The sequence below is a fragment of the Neisseria animaloris genome (genome assembly GCF_900637855.1).
In the GTDB taxonomy this organism is placed as follows: domain Bacteria; phylum Pseudomonadota; class Gammaproteobacteria; order Burkholderiales; family Neisseriaceae; genus Neisseria; species Neisseria animaloris.
In genome coordinates, this window is the sequence record NZ_LR134440.1 from 452,926 (window position 1) to 467,487 (window position 14,562).

Sequence of the window (14,562 nt, forward strand, 5' to 3'; positions counted from 1 at the left end):
CATTGAAAAGATGAACAACCGGCAATCAACTTTGTACGTTGATGCCTGCGGTAACAGTGCTTTGTGTTGGATTGCTGCCATTTAAGTAAGAGGCAGCCAGATCGCTGCAACATCCGCAGCAAGTGGCCACGCCCAATTGAGCCTGCAAATCGCTCAAGCTGCTCGCACCGGCTGCTACGGTTTCCTGAATTTGACGGTCTGTAATAGCATTGCAGATACATACAAACATTGTGTGCTCCTAATTCCGTAATCTTAATGAGACTTAGTTTTATTATTAGGAGAAAATATAAATAAAAACCGTTCTTACTGCAAGTATAGATAATGTAAATTGTGCAGATAAATTCACTTTAATATCGCGTATTTCAATTTATCCGCTTCTTTTGCACACAGCGGAAATAGAAATCCAGTTCTCAAATTCACTCTTTTCGCAAATCTTTTTCTTTTCAAGCAACAAAAAACCCGCAAAACCAAAAAGTTTTACGGGTATTAAGCTGGTGGAGGCGGGGGGAATTGAACCCCCGTCCGAAAGTCCTCTACAAAGCGTTCTACATACTTAGTCTTGCCTACTTAGAATCTCGTTCCCATTCCGCCGACAGACAGGCTGTTTGGAAACCAGTTACCTTAAATCTTATTCTCTGCCAAGTAACCCGACAGAAAACCAGTCAATGTAAAATGACGTTGCGGTAGCTTGCGCTACACAGCCCATTGACCAACTGCTGCAACGGCTAGCCTTAAGCGGCTAAAGCGTAAGTTTCGTCGTTTGCGACTATTTTCGTTCAGTGTTTTACGGGAATCTGAGACCCCGGTATGCCCGCATCTGCTTCGCAACCCCCGTCGAAACCAAGATCGCCCCCAGATAGGAACGGGTAATTATACGCGTGTTGCGGGTAAATTGCCAATGAAAGTAACGAGGCCGTCTGAAAACCATATGAAGGCTTTCAGGCGGCCTTATCGGTTATAATGGCCGTCTGAAAACAACAGCCGCGGATTTCAAACCATGTATGATGTGAACACCCACGATGTGCGCCGTTTTTTTGCGCAAGTCTGGCAGCGGCGTATGCTGCCTTTGCAAATGGATGCTTTACAGCAAAAAGCATTGCGGATTATCGAAGCGCATCCCGAATATCATCATTACTTGGAAAACATCGAAGACTATCTGGATAAAAACTGGACACCGGAAGCAGGCGAAACCAATCCTTTTCTGCATATGTCGCTGCACCTTTCAATACAGGAGCAGGCGGCGATAGACCAACCGCCGGGCATCCGCGCCATTCATGAAAAACTGTGTGCGAAACATGCGGGCGACTGGGTGAAAGCTGAACACGATATGGCCGATGCGCTGGCGGAAACGATTTGGGAAGCACAACGTTTCGGACGCGGGTTGGATGTCAATGCCTACATCACGCGCCTACGCAAATTGATTGGTTTGGGGCAGGAAGACAATGCCCGCATCAATCCGCACGAAGTGGGTTTGTCGGACAAAATCAGCGGGTGAGGATAAAAGGCCGTCTGAAACCTTCCGCTTCCGAGCAATCCTTTATACTTCAATCTATTGCATTACTTGAATTCTTTATCTGAGGCCGTCTGAAAACCATCATGCACTACTTCAGTATCCACACCCAAGCAGGCGAACATCTGGGCTTTTTGATTATGTTGCCCGACAACGAATCGGAAAATCCGCCGCAAAGCGGCCGTTTTGCGGTAAAACTGCAAAGCGAGCAACCTCCGCAAAACACCGCCGCCGTACATGCGCTGGAACCTTATCAAAATGCCGCGCAGCCTCTTTATTGGGCGGTCGAGAAAGATTGCGTCGCTTTGTTCGACGACGAATCCGCTATCGGCCGAATCCGCAACGAATATTTCAGCATCGGCGGCCAAACGTTGGTGCTTAACGATTTAACGGGAATGGTGTAATGGAAAGCGTATTCATCCTGATTCCTATCAGCATTATTTTGGCTTTTCTGATTGCTTATTTTTTCTGGTGGTCTGGTAAAACCGGACAATTCGACGACCTTGAAGGCCCTGCCCACCGCATCCTGATGGATGACGACTCTACCGACAGGCTGAATCCCGACTTTGATCAAGAAAAAGACAATCAAAATGAGCCTGAAAGATAATCTGAACTTCTCCACCGGCCGCCGTTTCGCACCGCTTTTCGGCACGCAGTTTCTCGGCGCATTCAACGACAATCTGTTCAAAACCGCGCTTTTTGTGATGATCAGCTTCTACGGCTTGGGCAAAAACGATATTTTACCCGCCAGCCAAATGCTAAATCTCGGCGCATTGCTGTTTATTCTGCCTTATTTTCTGTTTTCCGCCATTTCCGGGCAGCTCAGTACCAAATTCGACAAAGCCCTTCTGGCGCGGGTAATCAAGCTGCTGGAAATCTTGGTGATGTCGGTGGCGGCTTTCGGTTTCTACATCCAATCCGCCCCGCTGCTTTTGTTTTGCCTGTTTTGCATGGGCACACAGTCGACACTGTTCGGCCCGTTGAAATATGCCATCCTGCCCGACTACCTCAACGATAAAGAACTGATTATGGGCAACAGTCTGATTGAATCGGGCACATTTATCGCCATTCTGCTCGGCCAGATTCTCGGCACCGCCGTGGCAGGTGTGCCGCCGCATATTGTCGGCACTCTGGTGATGCTGGTGGCGGTCGGCGGCACGTTGGCGAGCCTGTTTATGCCTTCCGTACCGGCTAAAGACACCGGAACCCGTATCGAGCCGAACATTATCCGCGGCACATTCGCGCTGCTGCGACACACCTTCGCCCAACGCAAACTGTATGCGGCGATTATCGGCATTTCGTGGTTTTGGTTTGTCGGTTCGGTTTATACCACCCAACTGCCGACCTTCACGCAAATCCATCTCGGCGGCAACGACAATGTGTTCAACATGATGCTGGCCCTGTTTTCGATAGGCATTGCCGCAGGTTCGGTGTTGTGTGCCAAAATCAGCCACCACCGTTTGCATCTGGGCTTGGTAACGGTCGGTGCCATCGGATTAACGGCCGGCGGCCTGCTGCTGGTTTGGCTGACCCACGGCCGGCGCTTTACCGAACTGCAGGGAATCATGTGGTTTCTATCGCAAGCCAATGCCTATCCGGTCATGCTCACCATGATTGCCATCGGCTTTTTCGGCGGCTTCTTTTCCGTGCCGCTTTACACTTGGCTGCAAACCGCCAGCACCGACACCTTCCGCGCCCACGCCATTGCTGCCAACAACATCGTCAACGGTATGTTTATGGTAACCGCCGCGCTGATAAGTGCCGCGCTGCTGTGGCTGTTTGACAGCATTACGCTGCTTTATCTCGCCGTGGCTTTGGGCAACCTGCCGTTGATTGCTTATCTGCTGAAGCTGGAACCGCAATTCTGGAAAGACTTAAAAAGTTATTTAGGTTTGGCATAAATAACCGAGGCCGTCTGAAAACCTTTTTCAGACGGCCTTACCTTATCCGTCCCATCCGCTTTTAAGCTATAATTACGGCTATTGATTACTCAGGCCGTCTGAAACTTTTTTCAGACGGCATCATTGATTATTAAGGAATATCATGAGAAAACCACAACGCGGCTATGCCCGCCAAGACCGTGTAAAAGAGCAGATTATGCGCGAACTGGCGGAGCTGGTACGCACCGGCCTGAAAGACCCGCGCGCAGGCTTCATCACCATCAACGAAGTAGACGTTACCCGCGATTACAGCCACGCCACCGTGTATTACACCGTGCTCGACGACAGCACCCGTGAAATCACCAAAGAAGCATTGGAGCATTCCAAAGGCTATCTGCGCAGCGAACTGGCCAAACGCATCAAGCTTTTCCGAATCCCCGAGCTTCACTTCAAATACGACGAATCGCTGGAGCGCGGCATGAGCATTTCACATCTGATCGAACAAGTTGCAGCAGAAAAACCGGTAGAAGACTAAGGCCGTCCGAAAGCATGAACAAACCGCAAAAACGCCCCGTAAACGGCGTGCTTCTGCTGGACAAACCCACCGGCTTGTCCAGCAACACCGCCTTGCAGAAAGCCCGCCGCCTTTACCGTGCCGAAAAAGCCGGACACACGGGCGTACTCGATCCGCTGGCTACAGGCCTGTTGCCGGTCTGCTTCGGCGAAGCCACCAAGTTTGCCCAGTACCTGCTTGATGCCGACAAAGCCTACACCGCCACCTTAAAGCTGGGTGAGGCTACCAGCACCGGCGATATCGAAGGCGAAATCATTGCTACCGCCCGCGCCGATATTTCCCTTACAGAATTTCAGACGGCCTGCCAAGCACTTACCGGAGCCATCCACCAAGTGCCGCCGATGTTTTCCGCGCTCAAGCACGAAGGCAAACCGCTTTACGAATATGCCCGCAAAGGCATCGTTATCGAGCGCAAACCGCGCGACATCATCATCTATTCCATTGATATTGAAAATTTTACCGCTCCGCAAGCTGTTATTAACGTGCGTTGCAGCAAAGGCACTTACATCCGTACCCTGAGCGAAGATATTGCGAAACACATCGGCACTTTCGCCCACTTGACCGCCTTGCGCCGTACCGAAACCGCCGGTTTTACCATCGGCGAAACCCATACTCTCCAACAATTGGAAACTTCAAGCGAACCCGAACGTGATGCTCTGCTATTGCCATGCGACGTTTTGATTTCCCACCTGCCCCGCATCACCCTACCCGAAAGCAGGGTGAAAATGCTGAAATTCGGCCAACGGCCCGACTATCAGGAGGAAGTGCCGGAAAGTACACCAGTTCGGGTTTATGCAGAAGACGGCAATTTTATCGGTCTGGCGGAATATCTGCCCGAGCAAGGCCGTCTGAAAGCTTTGCGGCTCATGAATACGGCTGAAAACAGATAACATTATTCAGCTGCTATTTTGAAGTAAAAACTCGGATTTCAGACGGCCTACAAAGGCCGTAACCATAAAATTTTTATTCTTACGCAGCCCGATTTAGCCCCTTTTCAAATATGCTAAACTCCTAAAATCAAGCCCCATCGAGCCTTTCACGGTTACTCACAAAAGCTGTGGATAAGTTTGTGGACAGTATGTGAAATACAGGCACTTTTCCCGAAAAATCAGGGTGTCTACATAGTTGCACAAAATTTAAGCCTTTTTATAAAATTTATATTTATCAAATGGTTAAATTGTTTTTAAAGTTGTCAAGCCTTCTTACCGTAGAGGTGTCATATCACGATACTGCCAATGTGGATAAAAGCTGTTTTCACTCTTGACAAACCCAGGATCAACATAAACCCTTATCCGACCAATATTTAAGCCTGATCATTATGCCGTCTGAAAAAAAATTCCCTCAAATTTGCTGGTTGTTTTGTAATGTTATCGATAACTTCGGCGATATCGGCGTGTCGTGGCGGCTGGCACAAATGCTCACCCTCGAACTGGGCTGGCAGGTGCATTTATGGATGGACGATACCGCCGCCCTGCGCGCCCTTTGCCCCGATTTGCCCGCTACGCCCTGCACCCATCAACACATCACCGTGCGAACATGGCAGGCAGAGCGTGCCGACGGCTTGGATAACGCCCCGCCGCCGCACATCGTTATCGAAACTTTCGCCTGCGATTTACCGCCCGATGTTTCGGCAGTTATCCGCCGACACCGTCCCTTATGGCTCAACTGGGAATACCTCAGCGCCGAAGACAGCAACGAAAAACTCCACGCCCTACCCTCGCCCCAAGCCGACGGCCTGCAAAAATATTTTTGGTTTATGGGCTTCGGCGAACGGAGCGGCGGCCTGTTACGCGAACAAGACTACGAAACACGCTGCCTTTTTAACGGACATACGTTCCGCGAAACCCTGCAACTCCCCGCGAAAACCGCCCCCGAATGGCTGCTGTTCGGCTATCACAGCCCCGTTTGGGCCGAATGGCTGGCCATGTGGCAGCAAGCCGGGCAGCCGATTACCCTGCTGTTGGCGGGCGGTCAGATTATCGACAGCTTGAAAACCGCCGGAGCCATACCGCAAAATGCCTTAACCGAAAGCGGCAGCATTTTTCAGACGGCCTCGGTTCAGCTGGTTAAGATTCCGTTTATTCCGCAAAGCGATTTCGACCGCCTGCTGCACCTTTCAGACGGCCTTATCATCCGCGGCGAAGACAGCTTCGTGCGCGCCCAATTCGCCGCCAAACCCTTTTTCTGGCACATCTACCCGCAGGAAGAATCCGTGCATATCGACAAACTGCACGCCTTTTGGCACAAAGCCTATGCGCACTACCCCGATAATATTCAGACGGCACATCAAACCCTGTCGGACGAACTCAACGGCGCACGCTCCCTAACACCCGCGCAACGCCTCGAAGCATGGCAAGCCTTGCAGCGGCATGCCAACGAATGGCGGCAAAGTGTCGCGGATTGGAAAAACACACTTTTCGAACAGCCGTCTGCCATCGAAAAACTAGCCAAATTTATCGAACGCCGCTAAAATAACGCGTTTATTTTTACCGAATCACAGATTGGAAACACAACATGAAAACCGCACAAGAACTGCGCGCAGGTAACGTATTTATGGTCGGCAACGACCCGATGGTGGTACAAAAAACCGAATACATCAAAGGCGGCCGCAGCTCTGCCAAAGTCAGCATGAAACTGAAAAACCTGCTGACCGGCGCAGCCACCGAAACCATCTACAAAGCCGACGACAAATTCGACGTCGTGATTCTGGCCCGCAAAAACTGTACTTACAGCTACTTTGCCGACCCCATGTACGTATTCATGGACGAAGAGTTCAACCAATACGAAATCGAAGCCGAAAACATCGGCGACGCACTGAAATTCATCGTAGACGGCATGGAAGACGTATGCGAAGTAACTTTCTACGAAGGCAACCCGATCTCCGTAGAACTGCCTACTATCATCGTGCGCGAAGTGGAATACACCGAGCCTGCCGTTAAAGGCGACACTTCAGGCAAAGTGATGAAAACCGCACGTTTGGTCGGCGGTACCGAAATCCAAGTAATGGCCTACATCGAAAACGGCGACAAAGTCGAAATCGACACCCGCACCGGCGAATTCCGCAAACGTGCTTAATATATAGTTTGCCTCACAGCAACAAAAGGCCGTCTGAAAATACTTTTCAGACGGCCTTTTTATTCATGATTACTTTCCTATCAGACCTGCAAAGCAGTAAGCAGTTTATCGTGAATACCGCCGAAACCTCCGTTGCTCATTACCAAAATATGATCTCCTTCTCGAGCGTGCTTCACAATTTCCGCCACAAATGCATCAAAATCCTTGCCTGTGTACAATTTGCCGCCAAGCGGCGCAAGAGCGCCGGCAACATCCCAATCCACACCGCCCGCATAGCAAAATACCAAATCGGCTTCCGCCAAACTTTCCGGCAATGCGGCTTTCATCGTGCCGAGTTTCATGGTGTTCGAGCGTGGCTCCAACACGGCGAGAATACGGGATTTGCCTACCTTCTGCCGTAAACCCGCCACAGTAGTGGTGATTGCGGTGGGATGGTGGGCAAAATCGTCATAAACCGTAACGCCTTTCACCGTGCCTTTGATTTCCATACGGCGTTTTACGTTTTTAAATTCTGCCAACGCTTCACAGACCGTCTGAATATCCACACCGGCATGGCGGGCAGCCGCAATAACGGCCAGTGCATTCATACGGTTGTGTCCGCCGATAATGTCCCAAGCCACATGCCCTACCCGCTTGCCTTCCAGCAACACATCAAATGAACCGTCTTCGCCCACATTCGCTACCTGCCAACCGTTTTCACTGCCGAAAAATGCTACGGGGGTCCAGCAGCCTTTATCTAAGGTGTCGCGCAAACTTTGTTCGGTGCCGTTGCAGGCAATCAGCCCTTCAGACGGCACAGTACGGACGAGATGATGGAATTGGGTTTGAATCGCAGCCAAATCCGCAAAAATATCGGCATGGTCGAATTCTAGATTGTTCAGAATGCAGGTGCGTGGGCGGTAGTGAACGAATTTAGAGCGTTTGTCGAAAAACGCCGTATCGTATTCGTCGGCCTCAATCACGAAAAACGGCGACTGTCCCTGTGGGTCTTGGCGCGGAGCCTGCGGCAGACGGGCCGATACGCTGAAATTTTGCGGCACGCCACCTATCAAAAAGCCCGGAGCCAATCCTGCATATTCGAGTACCCATGCCAACATGGATGCAGTGGTGGTTTTACCGTGCGTGCCGGCTACGGCCAGCACCCAACGGCTGTGCAGCACGTTTTCAGCCAACCATTGGGGGCCTGAAATATAAGGTAAGCCGCGATTTAAGACGGCCTCCACCACTTCCATGCCGCGTTTGGCCACATTACCGATCACATACACATCTGCGTTGAAAATATCGAGCTGTGCGGCATCGAATCCTTCGTGAACACCGATACCGAGGGCTTCAAGCTGTGTGCTCATCGGCGGGTATATCTTCGTATCGCAACCGGTTACTTTAAAACCCGCCTCTTTGGCAATAGCGGCAACGCCGCCCATAAATGTGCCACCGATACCGATAATGTGTATGTGTTTCATGATATGTTTCGTTGCTCGAAAAAGTGGAATTATAGCCGATTTCAACAGGCTTTAGGATATGACCTGCCGACAAAAAGGCCGTCTGAAACCGGTTTCAGACGGCCTTTGGCAATCATTCTGCCGTCAGGCTTTTTTCTTAATGGCCAGATTTAAGATACAGCCCAAAATAAAACCGGCGGAAGCGGGCACAATCCAGCCTAAGCCGATATCGTAGAAAGGTAATGTATTGTTAATGGCTTTGGCAGTTTCGGGGCTGAAGCCGAATGCTGTTTTATACGCGTCCAACAAACCCACGATCAGCGTAGAGAAGATGGTGCATATGTAAACCAAACGGCTGCCGTTGAAAAATTTATCTAAAAACGCCAATAAAATGATCACTACGGTAAGCGGATACAGCAGCAACAGCATCGGAATCGAAAAACTAATGATGCCTGCCAAACCTTTATTGGCCAAACCGCAGGAAACCAATGTGAAAATAACAGCAAATGTTTTATATGAAACACTTGGAACCAAACGGTTAAAATATTCGGAGCACGAAGTAATCAAACCGACGGAAGTGGTCAAACAAGCCAAAAATACAATCACGGCAAGCAATATATTACCGGCATCGCCAAAATAAAATTGCGCACTCTTCGATAATACGGCAGCTCCGTTTTCCTGCAAGCCCAACCCCGCTACGCTGGTTGCGCCCATATAAGCGATAAACACATAAACCACGGCCAAACAAGCAGCGGCAATCAAACCCGCTCCGGCGGTAAGCCCCAGCACTTGGCGGTTGTTGCTTACGCCCATTGCACGCACGGCATCAATTACAATGATGGCAAATACCAAAGAAGCCAGTGCATCCATGGTACCGTAACCTTCAATCATACCTTTTGCCAACGGCTGCAAAGCATATTCGCCTTGAGCTGTCTGTAATTCACCCATCGGGTTCATGGCCGCATAACCGACCAGAATCACAATGGCAATTAACAAAATCGGCGTTAGCACTTTACCGATACGGTCGACCAGCTTGCCGGGTGACATCGCCAGCCAGTAAGAAACAGCAAAAAATAAAATACTGAAAACTGCCAGTGCAACCGTTTTATTTTCTTCTCCGAGAAACGGTACAACACCGACTTCAAAAGACACCGTTGCCGTGCGCGGCGTGGCAAACAGCGGGCCGATAGACAAATAAAGCAACGAAGCAAATAAAATACCGTACCACGGTGTAACGCGCGAAGCCAAATCCTGCACATCGCGGGAGCCGGAATAGCCGATAGCAATCACACCCAACAACGGCAATCCCACGCCTGTCAGCAAAAAGCCTGTAACCGAGCTGAAAATATTACTGCCGGCCTGCTGGCCCAGCAAAGCCGGGAAAATCAGGTTACCCGCACCAAAAAACAAAGCGAACAGCATCAGGCCGGTGGCCACGAACGTTGCTTTCGTATGTGCGTTTGGGGTACTCATACAAACACCTTTTTCTTTCTTTATTACTGAAATTTAAAAATCATCACTCATTGTAAAAACGTGTGAATTGGCAGAATATAGCAGAAATCCTGAAAAAACTGATACTTCTGCAAAATATAAAAACAATCTCTCAATATTTGAATAAATACAGGCATTTTTTTGATTTTTGAACCGAGAATCAAGCATCATTTGGTCAAAATTCAAAAAAAGCCGATATTGTTTGCACAACACAATCATAAAAGCGATAAATACCACCATCCTGCTGGTCTGAATTTCAGATAAGCAGTTTCAGACGGCCTTTTCCAACCAAATAATACTGGCCATGCGGCCGGTTTTTCCGTTGCGGCGGTAAGAAAAAAAGGTATCGCGCTCCAGCACGGTACAATGATGGCCGCCGTAAATCATACTCACACCCTCCCGCCGCAACGTGATGCGGGCCAGCGTGTAAATATCGGCCAAATATTTACCGTTGCCGATAGGTTCGAATGCATTTTCCGCCTCGTGCATGCGGGCGTAAAAAGCATCGAACACGTCCTGCCCCACTTCAAAAGCATCTGGGCCGATGGCCGGGCCGAGATAGGCCATAATTTCAACCGGCGGCACGTTCATCTCCGCAATGGTATTCTGCAGCACCCCGCCGGCCAAACCGCGCCATCCCGCATGTGCCGCCGCCACTACCGTGCCTGCTTTATCGCAGAACAACACGGGCAAACAGTCTGCCGTCATGCTGGCACAAGCTACTTTGCCGCTGCTGTCTACCGCTGCATCTGCGTCGGGCACATTGCCGATATGTTCTGCCGCATTCACGACACTTATGCCGTGAATCTGATTCAGATATACCACCGGCAAACCGACCTGCTGCTGCACGATTTCACGATTTCGGGCTACGTGAAGCGGATTGTCGCCGACATGCGCCCCTAAATTCAAACTTGTAAACACTCCTTCGCTCACTCCGCCGTTGCGGGTAGTAATAAGTGTTTTCACATGAGTTGGTGCCGGCCAGTCGGCATGCAAAAACGGGACATCGTGTGTACCGATACCGATAGCGGCATTTAAATCAAACGATTTTTCCATAAAATTCCTTGTTTTCAGACGGCCTGAAGCAAGACAAAGGCAAGATAATAAAGGAAGCGGAGTGAGCTTACAAACACAGCCGGCCAAACCGCACTTTTCAGACGGCCTGAAATCTTTTCATGGTATCTATCAATCTTACGCTATAAATGAATATATCTATGCCTACACACTTACCGTGCTTTTAACAGCATTTGCATTCCGAATATCGCTTAAATAAAGATTTCACCCGTTCCTTACAAATAATTTAGCAAATACACATAGAATCAAAACATCTGTTTATATGCTTTTGTCCCATTAACCTGACAATACCGCTTTTATCGTACCTGCCAACGTTCTATAATAACGCCGCGAAGAATGCCGAGAAAGATACACCATGAAAGTTACCATCATTGACCATCCGTTGGTTAAACATAAATTAACCTTGATGCGCGAAGCCGAATGCAGCACTTATAAATTCCGCACCTTAACCACCGAACTCGCCCGATTGATGGCTTACGAAGCCAGCCGTGATTTCGATACTGAAAAATACATTATCGACGGCTGGTGCGGTGAAATAGAAGGCGAGCGCATCAAAGGCAAAACGTTGACCGTCGTACCGATTCTACGCGCCGGCCTCGGCATGCTTGACGGCGTACTCGACTTGATTCCCACTGCCAAAATCAGCGTAGTAGGCCTGCAACGCGATGAGGAAACACTGAAGCCTGTTTCCTATTTTGAAAAATTCGTTGACAGCATGGAAGAACGCCCTGCCCTGATTATCGATCCCATGCTTGCCACAGGCGGTTCTATGGTTGCCACCATCGATCTCTTGAAACAAAAAGGCTGCCACAACATCAAAGCCCTCGTGCTGGTTGCCGCTCCGGAAGGCGTGAAACTGGTTAACGAAGCCCACCCTGATGTTACGATATACACCGCCGCACTCGATAGCCACTTAAACGAACACGGCTATATCATGCCCGGCTTGGGCGATGCCGGCGATAAAATTTTCGGCACCCGTTAAATATCTTTGCCCTTAATCACGGAAGGCCGTCTGAAAAGCTTCAGACGGCCTTCCATCGAACAAAGAAAGCACTTATGAATTTTCAAGAAAACCTTGCCGCCATGCCTGCTATCGACCATTTGAGCGGATTAGATGTTTGCGACTCCGATGGGCAAGTTGTTCACCATATTCCTGCCGCGCCGGGTAAGCTCGGCTCGCTCAAACTTTACAATGCATTGGCACAAGAATTTAATCATGAGTTAAATGCAGAGACAGCCAAACGCGGCTTAATATGGTTTGCCGAGCATGTAACCGATGCTCAAGCCAACCCGGGCAAACATCCTAATATTGATCTGCTATTTAAAGTGCAAGCAGAAAACCTTAAGTTACAGTTGAAACCTTTGACTGCTTAACCCGCAAATCCATATGGATTTCATGATGAGATAACCTTGTCCTTTTCAAAAGATTTTATTATTTTTAAAAACAAAAACGGAACCGTTATTTTACGGTTCCGCTTTTATCATCTTAAAGCGAATACTATTCTGTTGCGCTGTTATTCACTTTTTGAGCACCCTGCTGCTGCTTAATATTACCGCGTAAATAAGTCAACAAACTGTTATACGCATTTTTTGTTTGGATTTCGGTTAATGCCTGTTTAGCCGGAACGAGCTGTTCGTCAACACGTTGAGGAGGCGTAATAGCCTGCACTTCCACCAATACTGGCGCAGGCAAATCAGACAACAACACATAGGCCGGTTTATCTTTAGCCGGCCGTGCTTTTATTAATTGACCGTATGCCCCGGGAGGCATAGATTGGCGAGCCTGCTCAGCAGTCAGCTGGGATACGGGAGACCATTTCAAATCAGGTTTGCCGCCTTTCTGTAATTCGGCTAAAGCATGTTTAGCTTGAGTATCTGCGAGCCTGGCAGTTTCTGTGCGCAGATAATCTGCCCTCACATATTCTTTAGCCTGCTCAAAAGGCTGGGTGACTTCCTCTCGTACCTCTTTGGCACGAACAACCCATATCAGCCCTTCGCCTACAGTTATCGGTTCAGAATTGTGTTTTTTCTTAATCACATCTTCACTGAATACCGCATTAATCAGATTATCAGGCATTCCGGCTGCTTTACCGTTTTCTTTAGTCAACCAATCTTCAGGTGCTTCCAATTTCAGACCGGTTTTTTTAGCCGTTTCAATCAAACTTTCCGGATGGTTAAAAGCTTCCTCTGCCAATTTTTCTTTAGCTTCGTTAAATGCAGATACTGCTTTCTTTTGTTTCAATTCGGCTTCGATTCGGCCTTTTTCCTGGTCGAATGAAGGGGTGTCTTGAATATTTAAAATAGTAATAATGTGATAGCCTGCGGCCGTCTGAACCAAATCACTGATTTCGCCTTTCTTCAACGAAAATGCGCTGTCTTCAAATTCTTTCAACAAACCGCCGTCTTTCGCCAGATAGCCGAGATTTCCTCCATTTTCAGCAGAAGCAATATCACGTGAATGTTGTTTGGCAAGAGAAGCAAATTTTGACGGTTTTGCTTTAATTTGAGCCAATACCTTTTCAGCTTCAGCCTTAGCAGCCATGCGTACATTATCGGGAGCATCCTGCTCCACAGGGAAAAGTATATGAGCTATTTCTCGCTTGGGTTTGATTGCTTTACTGTTTTTTTCAAATTCCGCACGCAATTCTTCTTCACTTACCACCTGTTTTGCAGCTAAATCTTTAGCATCCAATGCCACATATTCCAGTTTTACTGCCTGGGGAATCACATAATCTTTTTTATTGGCTTCGTAATATTTTTTCAGTGCCGCATCATCAATTTTGACTTGTGAAGCAAACTCTTGCGGGTTGAAAGAAACTGTGCGTACGGTACGTTCAGACTGCGTCAACCCAATTAACTGTTTGGCTTGAGCATCGCTGACCAATGTGCCGTTTTGTACCAAATTCATCAGATTTTGCAAAGCAAACTGAGCGCGTATTTCTTCAACAAACTGGTCTTCGGTAAGGTAACGCTGACTCAAATACTGATTCAACAAAGCTTGGCTGAACTTGCCTTCGGCATCATGAAAACTAGGATCATCTACAATAATCTGTTTTAACTGTTCCGGTGAAACAGTAATGCCCATCTGCTTCGCACCTTCGGTTAACAACGCACGCTGTACCAAAACTTCGAAAATAGCATCACGTGATTCATTGCCACCTGTTGCCTGCACATTTTGCATAGCGTTGTTTAAGTCATGTTCGCTTACTTTTTGATCGCCAACTTTAACAATGTAATCCGAACCGGGCGAAGCTACGGTACTAACACCGAAACCGATAAATGTAAGTGCTATTAATCCCAGCAAAATTTTCGCCGGGCCGCTGTATTTTTCTACGGTAACAAACATAGTCTGAAAATAGAGTGGAAAAGTAAAACCGCATTGTAACAGTGTTTCGTGAATACTGTGCATTTTTGCAGAAAGACTGCATATTTAAATGCCGGAAAATTGAACTACCCTATCAGAGTATCGCCGATACATTTAGCCGATATATTTAATCATTCGAACCCTACTTTCTTTGC

General features: G+C 48.4%; 15 protein-coding genes and 1 other RNA gene. 10 read left to right on the forward strand and 6 right to left on the reverse strand.

What is annotated here, in order from left to right; all coding sequences use genetic code 11:
- Window positions 1-25: 25 nt before the first annotated feature.
- Together EL216_RS02175 and ssrA are read right to left on the reverse strand one after the other, a co-directional pair.
- Window positions 26-229: a (2Fe-2S)-binding protein gene (locus tag EL216_RS02175; RefSeq protein ID WP_085389833.1), complete on the reverse strand. Its 204-nt coding sequence runs from the start codon at window positions 227-229 to the stop codon at window positions 26-28.
- A 263-nt stretch (window positions 230-492) separates the two neighbouring features.
- Window positions 493-854: a transfer-messenger RNA gene (gene ssrA, locus EL216_RS02180) on the reverse strand.
- 143 nt (window positions 855-997) lie between these two features.
- Here ssrA and EL216_RS02185 point away from each other — a divergent pair.
- The 8 genes from EL216_RS02185 (at window position 998) to efp (ending at window position 7,039) form a co-directional block, all read left to right on the forward strand.
- Window positions 998-1,495: a DUF1841 family protein gene (locus tag EL216_RS02185; protein ID WP_085389834.1), complete on the forward strand. Its 498-nt coding sequence runs from the start codon at window positions 998-1,000 to the stop codon at window positions 1,493-1,495.
- 101 nt (window positions 1,496-1,596) lie between these two features.
- Window positions 1,597-1,914 carry an HLGFF motif protein gene (locus EL216_RS02190; protein ID WP_085389835.1) on the forward strand — a complete coding sequence of 106 codons (318 nt, stop codon included), beginning with the start codon at window positions 1,597-1,599 and terminating at the stop codon, window positions 1,912-1,914.
- Window positions 1,914-2,117, forward strand: coding sequence for a cbb3-type cytochrome oxidase assembly protein CcoS (gene ccoS / locus EL216_RS02195; RefSeq protein ID WP_085389836.1), 204 nt, complete (start codon window positions 1,914-1,916; stop codon window positions 2,115-2,117). Before EL216_RS02190 ends, ccoS begins: the two co-directional genes overlap by 1 nt.
- Entirely contained in the window at window positions 2,101-3,411 is a 1,311-nt protein-coding gene (locus EL216_RS02200; protein ID WP_085389837.1) for an MFS transporter, read from the forward strand. The genes ccoS and EL216_RS02200 overlap by 17 nt, the downstream gene beginning before the upstream one ends.
- 142 nt (window positions 3,412-3,553) lie before the next feature.
- A complete protein-coding gene (rbfA, locus tag EL216_RS02205; protein WP_085389838.1) occupies window positions 3,554-3,925 on the forward strand; it encodes a 30S ribosome-binding factor RbfA in 372 nt (123 codons plus the stop codon).
- A 14-nt stretch (window positions 3,926-3,939) separates the two neighbouring features.
- Window positions 3,940-4,854 carry a tRNA pseudouridine(55) synthase TruB gene (gene truB, locus EL216_RS02210; RefSeq protein ID WP_085389839.1) on the forward strand — a complete coding sequence of 305 codons (915 nt, stop codon included), beginning with the start codon at window positions 3,940-3,942 and terminating at the stop codon, window positions 4,852-4,854.
- Window positions 4,855-5,282: 428 nt separating this feature from the next.
- A complete protein-coding gene (gene earP / locus EL216_RS02215) occupies window positions 5,283-6,434 on the forward strand; it encodes an elongation factor P maturation arginine rhamnosyltransferase EarP (protein WP_085389840.1) in 1,152 nt (383 codons plus the stop codon).
- 44 nt (window positions 6,435-6,478) lie between these two features.
- Window positions 6,479-7,039 (forward strand): elongation factor P, encoded by a 561-nt coding sequence (efp, locus tag EL216_RS02220; protein ID WP_085359345.1) that lies wholly within the window; start codon window positions 6,479-6,481, stop codon window positions 7,037-7,039.
- Between the two features lie 80 nt (window positions 7,040-7,119).
- On the opposite strand, the gene mpl is transcribed toward efp, so the two are convergent.
- The 3 genes from mpl to pgeF form a co-directional block, all read right to left on the reverse strand.
- Window positions 7,120-8,499, reverse strand: coding sequence for a UDP-N-acetylmuramate:L-alanyl-gamma-D-glutamyl-meso-diaminopimelate ligase (gene mpl, locus EL216_RS02225; RefSeq protein ID WP_085389841.1), 1,380 nt, complete (start codon window positions 8,497-8,499; stop codon window positions 7,120-7,122).
- A gap of 123 nt (window positions 8,500-8,622) precedes the next feature.
- Window positions 8,623-9,951 (reverse strand): branched-chain amino acid transport system II carrier protein, encoded by a 1,329-nt coding sequence (gene brnQ / locus EL216_RS02230; RefSeq protein ID WP_085389842.1) that lies wholly within the window; start codon window positions 9,949-9,951, stop codon window positions 8,623-8,625.
- A 288-nt stretch (window positions 9,952-10,239) separates the two neighbouring features.
- On the reverse strand, window positions 10,240-11,025 hold the full coding sequence (gene pgeF, locus EL216_RS02235; protein WP_085389844.1) for a peptidoglycan editing factor PgeF: 786 nt from the start codon (window positions 11,023-11,025) through the stop codon (window positions 10,240-10,242).
- 373 nt (window positions 11,026-11,398) lie between these two features.
- Between pgeF and upp the strand changes: the two genes are divergently transcribed.
- Window positions 11,399-12,025 (forward strand): uracil phosphoribosyltransferase, encoded by a 627-nt coding sequence (upp, locus tag EL216_RS02240; RefSeq protein ID WP_085389845.1) that lies wholly within the window; start codon window positions 11,399-11,401, stop codon window positions 12,023-12,025.
- A gap of 74 nt (window positions 12,026-12,099) precedes the next feature.
- Window positions 12,100-12,417: a DUF2322 family protein gene (locus tag EL216_RS02245; protein ID WP_085389846.1), complete on the forward strand. Its 318-nt coding sequence runs from the start codon at window positions 12,100-12,102 to the stop codon at window positions 12,415-12,417.
- A 124-nt stretch (window positions 12,418-12,541) separates the two neighbouring features.
- Here the strand turns inward: EL216_RS02245 and EL216_RS02250 are convergent, their stop codons facing one another.
- On the reverse strand, window positions 12,542-14,389 hold the full coding sequence (locus EL216_RS02250; RefSeq protein ID WP_085389933.1) for a SurA N-terminal domain-containing protein: 1,848 nt from the start codon (window positions 14,387-14,389) through the stop codon (window positions 12,542-12,544).
- Window positions 14,390-14,562: the final 173 nt, after the last annotated feature.